This window comes from Bifidobacterium jacchi (genome assembly GCF_009078285.1).
Lineage (GTDB): Bacteria > Actinomycetota > Actinomycetes > Actinomycetales > Bifidobacteriaceae > Bifidobacterium > Bifidobacterium jacchi.
The window spans coordinates 17,888-23,455 of the sequence record NZ_RQSP01000014.1; the positions used below are offsets into that span (position 1 = coordinate 17,888).

A 5,568-nucleotide genomic window follows, 5' to 3' on the forward strand; every position below is an offset into this window, starting at 1 on the left:
TATTTTACGAACTCCCCCTTCTTTCCGAAAAATCCTTGCGCTAACGACCCCCTTAGCGCAAGGATTTTACGAGATGGCCGTTTTCCCCGAGAAATCCTTGCGCTAAAGACACTGCGCTAAAACAGTGTGTGTCTCGGGGCATGGTTGCGCTACAGCAGCGCTCTCTCTCGTTCCTCTCTAGTGCCCAACCATGGTGCCCCACCATCCAACCCACGAAAACAACAAAAGTCTCATAGTCATCAATCCGAGGCTGCATCCGAAAACCATCAGCGCGACCGGCGACGCATCGACTCGATCGCCGACCATGCGCCGCGCACCGCCAGGAAGCCAAGCCACAACGCGAACAGCAGCGAGCCGGCGCGCGGCGAAATCCAGCCGGCGATCAGCGTGCCCAACGGAGCGGTGACCACCGCCGCGCATCCGACGACCAGACCGTTGCGCAAATGAACCAGGCCACGCCGCCAATTCGCCGCCGTTCCCGAAATGGCACCGGGGAACATGACCAGCAGCGACGTGCCCCTCGCCATCAGATCGCTGGCACCGAACAGGAACGACAACGCCGGCATCATGATCGCCCCACCGCCGATGCCCAGCACTCCGGCGAGCGCTCCGACGATCACGCCGAGCAGCACCAAAAGCACGCCCGACCACACGTGAAGCACCAGATGGCCGTCGCGCGACGGTGTGAATGCGATCTGCTGAATCATCACACAGATCAGAAACACCACCCAAATCCAACGCAGCACAAGCTCGGGCAGGCGGCTGAGCAGCAGGCTGCCGATCTGGCTGCCCGCGATCACCCCCACGGCAAGCAGCAGCGCGGCAAGCCAGTTGACGTCTCCCTGCGCAGCGTATGACACGACGCCGGAAATCGACGTCGGCACGATGGCCGCCAACGACGTCGCCGCAGCGTGACGCTGACTCATGCCGAGCCAGACCATCGCCGGCACGATGATCGTGCCACCGCCGATGCCGAACAGACCGGACAGCAGTCCGCACGCGAGCCCCACGGCGATCAGCAGGGCGATCGCATGCGCATTCGCCGGCGTGCGGCCATCAACGGACTGCGCGCGAACCTCGACGGATGACGTGCGATCATCAGCGGACGAAGTACGCGTTTCGGGACTATTGGTGCTTTCGGAACCGTCGGATACCGACGACGAAGCCGACTCGCAGGACGGATCATCGTATGCACGCGCTGCCATCACCCTTCATCTCCCCTCGCGTCCACTCGCCTCCCAAACGGATGCGCCACAGCGGCCACTGTAGCGTGGCTGGCTCTTTGACGACCTCGTTTGACCGCGATGCGGCCGATGGATGCGGCCGATGCGGCCGATGAGATATGACACGACCGATGCGACACGACCGATACGGCCGACACGATACGGCCGGAATACCGTTTCGCCAACCGGAAGATCGCAGCCAACCGGCAGGCACGTAGCCAACCAGCAGAATCGCAGATGCAGATAACAGGCAAGTCACAGAGGCAGACAACCGGCACCCCGCAGATACACGAAGCCCCGGCGGTCTGACGACCAACCGGGGCTTCGGAGCTTGCTATCTCGCGATTCACGCCGCCACACGCTGGACCTTGCCGGCCTTGATGCACTTGACGCACACACGGAGGCGAACGGTCTCGCCGTCGATGGAGGTGCGAACCGGCTGCAGGTTCGGACGGAAGGTGCGCTTATTGCGGATATGCGAATGCGAAACGGTGTAACCGGTCTGCGGTCCCTTGCCGCACACTGCGCAACGAGCTGCCATAATGGACTCCCTATAATGTTCTTTTGACTTGCAAGTCTGCGTCATTCGCACCATGCCTCTTACAGCATGGACGAACGCACAACTTCACCATAATACATCCATGTATGGAACAGCGCAACACGCCGGTCAGATCAGCACCGACCGCCACAATAGTCAGCAGCAATCAGCTGCCACAGTCAGCCATCATAATCAGCCATCATAATAGGCCGTGGGCGTAAACCATACAGCAATCGCCCAACCGACCATTGCGCACTGTCAGCCAACCCCCATACAATCAGCAGTACAGGCACAGAACCTGCCAATATAATCACAACCGGATCGGGGCACCACAGCGGACCGTCGCAGCGAAGCGACGCGGCACCGACGGCAGCGTCCCGGCCAACGCACGCGAGACCAACGCACGCGACAAACACAAATACAAACACAAGCGCACCAGACGATACGCGCAAACGCAAGCCGTTCATCAACGGAACACGGAACAAGGAGACGGACCAAGGAGGATCATATGGTCAGCAGAATCGGTGCTTTGTTCGAAGCCCGCCAGCACGCCCGCCAAGGCGCCCGCGAGGATGCACGGCAAGGCGCGCAGCCGACTCACGCCGTGATCTCGCTCGGACAGATCTGGGTCGACATCATGATGCACGTCGACGGCATGCCCCACTCCGGCGGATTCATCGTATCCGACAACACCACGCCAGCCATCGGCGGCAGCTACCGCGTGCTGCAGGCGGCGAGCCGCATGGGCGCGAACGCGCAGCATGCCGGCATCGTCGGCACCGGTCCCTGGGCCACGATCATCCGCCGCGCACTCGACGAAAACGGCATCGCGCACATCGGGCAGGACCGCATCGACGCCGACTCCGGATTCCGGCTGGTGCTCAGCGACGGCGAGCACAAGACCTTCATCGCCACCTACGGCGCCGAAGCGCACGGCGACGAAACCACCTTCGACAACGCGCTGCCCTCCCCCGGCGACGTAGTGCACATCAGCGGCAACACGCTCATGGACCACACCGCGGCCGGCATCGACGAATTCATGCAGCGCGCCGGCACCGACCCGGCCGCGCGCGGATACACGATCGTGCTCAACCCGACGAACACGCTCCAACTGGTCAACGACCACCTGCTGGAGGATCTGGTGCTGGCACGACCCATCTGGTCATGCAACCGGCAGGAGGCGACCACGCTCGCCGACCGGCTCGGCACGCCGATCGACTATGAGGACGGACTGACCGTGGGCGGCGGCTTCGACCGCGCGATGGCCGAACTGTGCGAGGCGCTGGGCGGCACGTTGCGCGCCCCGCTCGTGGTGAGGGCCGGCGCGCGAGGCGCATGGGTGCGCATCCCCGGCAGCGGCGTGACGCACGTCGACGGCTATCCGGTCAAGGCCACGCACACCCGATCCGCCGGTTCATGCCACACCGGCGCGATGTGCGCGATGCTCGCCCGCGGCTGGTCGCTGGTCGACGCGGTGAACATCGCGAACGCGGCCGCCTCGCTCGCCATCCAGCGATCCGTGCACGGCGTGCCCGACTGCCCGTCATACACTGACGCGCTTGCGCTCGCGAACGTGGAGTCGGACGGCACCGCAGCCGACGCCACCGCCACCCCAACCGGGGCCGACGCAGCCGACAGCACCGCAGCGGATGCAACAGCCGCCGCCGACCAGCCAGCCGAATCATGAATTCATCAGCCGTTCATCTGCGAACGCATGCCGTGACACCCCCGTCACCGTACGATTAAAGACGGTATCAAGGAGGAGTCCGCCATGTCTGAACCCACAAGCGACACAACGCTGCCGACCACCCCAACGCCGACGGCCGCAACTCCGGCATCCGCGCTGGCGTCGGTACCGGCATCCGCGCCGAAGCCGGAGCCGGTGCCGGCCGACGCGCCGCTGACGTCCCGCGAAAAGAAGTGGATCATCTACGACGTCGGCAACTCGGCATTCGTGCTGCTGAGCACCGCAGTCGTGCCGATCTACGCGAAGTCGCTCATGCCCGCGGACGGCAACATCGTCTCGGCGTGGGGCTATGCGCAGACGATCGCGTCGCTGGTGATCGCGCTGCTCATGCCGCTGCTCGGCTCCATCGCCGACGTGCAGGGCATGAAGATCAAGTTCTTCGTCGGCTTCTTCGGCACCGGCGTGGTGACGTGCGCCGCAATGGCGCTGCCGCTGGCATGGCTGCCGTTCCTCGTGGTGTATGTGCTCGCCTCGATCGGCTTGAACGGGTCGCTCACGTTCTACGACTCGATGCTGATCGACACCACGTCGAACGCGCGCATGGATCGCGTCTCGTCACACGGCTATGGGTGGGGCTACGTCGGCTCCACGATCCCGTTCATCGCCTGCATCGCACTGATCTTCGGCGGCCCGTCGCTGCTCGGCTGGACCACGGCCGAATGCACCCGCGCCGCGTTCGTGATCACCGCCATCTGGTGGGTGGCGTTCACGATTCCGCTCATCACCAGCTATCGGCAGGTGCACTACCGCGCGACCCGCGATCACGCGGCGGAGGCGATTCGCGGCACGTTCGGCGAGCTCGGCGGCACGTTGCGCAAGCTGGTGAGGAACAAGCCGCTGTGGATGTTCATGATCGCGTTCTTCTTCTACATCGATGCGGTGAACACGGTGATCTCGATGAGCACGTCGTACGGCACGCAGCTGGGCATCGACTCGACGCAGCTCGTGGTGGCGCTGCTGGTGACGCAGTTCGTGGCGTTCCCGTGCGCGATCATCTACGGCCGCCTGGCTGGCCGGTTCGGCTGCAAGCCGATGATCATGGCCGCGGTGGTGGCGTACATGTGCATTGTGTTCTTCGCCGCGTTCCTGCTGCGGTCGGCGGTCGAATTCTGGATTCTCGCGATTCTGGTCGGCATGTTCCAGGGCGGTATTCAGGCGCTGAGCCGCTCCTACTATGGCAAGATCATTCCCAAGGATCACGCCAACGAGTACTACGGTCTGTACGATATCTTCGGCAAGACCGCCTCTATTCTCGGCACGTTCCTGGTGGCGACCACGACGACGCTCACCGGCAATGCGTCGATCGGCGTGCTGTCGATCGCGCTGCTGCTGGTGGTCGCGTTGGTGTTCCTGTGTCTGCAGAAGGATCCGACGCGGGCGGGAGATCAGGGCGATCAGGGAGCGCAGGGCGAGATCGCCTGATCGAGGCATGTGATTCGCCTGATCAGCTCAGCGGCGGATATCAGCGCGCTGTAATGCGGATTGTCACCGTGTTACAGCGCGCTTTTGCGTTGGTATGCGTCTTGGCGGCGGCTGATTTGGCGCGGATCGTCAGGGGCGCAACGGGTACACCGGGCATGCCAAGCGAAAAGCTGAACGAACCCTGTACACAACATCCATACGTTGTTCATCTTCGATGGAGCCAAAGCCTGAAATACCCGATATGCTTGATGCTGAAGCTGACATGGGGTAGGTCAGCGGTATGGGGAAGGCTCCGCGCTCAGCACTGCTGATGGGCGTGCATTCCAACAACATCAATACGTCAAGGATCCCAGCGATCAGCGCAACGCACTTGACGCCGTTCTCAACGCAACAAGGAATCATCATGAACAACCACAGCTCAACCATCACCCGAAACATCCGACTGCTGCTCGCACTTGCCGCGGCACTGCTCATGGCGATCGCGCTCACCGCGTGCGGCAACGACACCGCTCCATCATCGCCGTCGAATCCCGCCAACCAGTCAGGGACCACGAATCAGCAGGACGACGACAAGGATGATGCCGACGACACCGACGACGACACGAATGACAACGGTTCAGACGACGACGGTTCGGACG

General features: G+C 63.0%; 3 protein-coding genes and 2 pseudogenes. 3 read left to right on the forward strand and 2 right to left on the reverse strand.

The features are described from left to right. Positions 1 to 266 precede the first annotated feature (266 nt). On the reverse strand, positions 267 to 1,205 hold the full coding sequence (locus EHS19_RS05310) for a sulfite exporter TauE/SafE family protein (RefSeq protein ID WP_151916751.1): 939 nt from the start codon (positions 1,203 to 1,205) through the stop codon (positions 267 to 269). Positions 1,206 to 1,569: 364 nt separating this feature from the next. Further along, positions 1,570 to 1,764: a 50S ribosomal protein L28 gene (gene rpmB / locus EHS19_RS05315; RefSeq protein ID WP_151916752.1), complete on the reverse strand. Its 195-nt coding sequence runs from the start codon at positions 1,762 to 1,764 to the stop codon at positions 1,570 to 1,572. Between the two features lie 505 nt (positions 1,765 to 2,269). Here rpmB and EHS19_RS05320 point away from each other — a divergent pair. The 3 genes and pseudogenes from EHS19_RS05320 to EHS19_RS10750 all read left to right on the forward strand — a co-directional run. Continuing rightward, a pseudogene (locus tag EHS19_RS05320) lies at positions 2,270 to 3,328 on the forward strand (PfkB family carbohydrate kinase); the annotation flags it as partial. Positions 3,329 to 3,532: 204 nt separating this feature from the next. Further along, complete coding sequence (locus EHS19_RS05325) at positions 3,533 to 4,930, forward strand: MFS transporter (protein WP_151916754.1); 1,398 nt, start codon at positions 3,533 to 3,535, stop codon at positions 4,928 to 4,930. Positions 4,931 to 5,333: 403 nt separating this feature from the next. Continuing rightward, a pseudogene (locus EHS19_RS10750) lies at positions 5,334 to 5,568 on the forward strand (hypothetical protein); the annotation flags it as partial.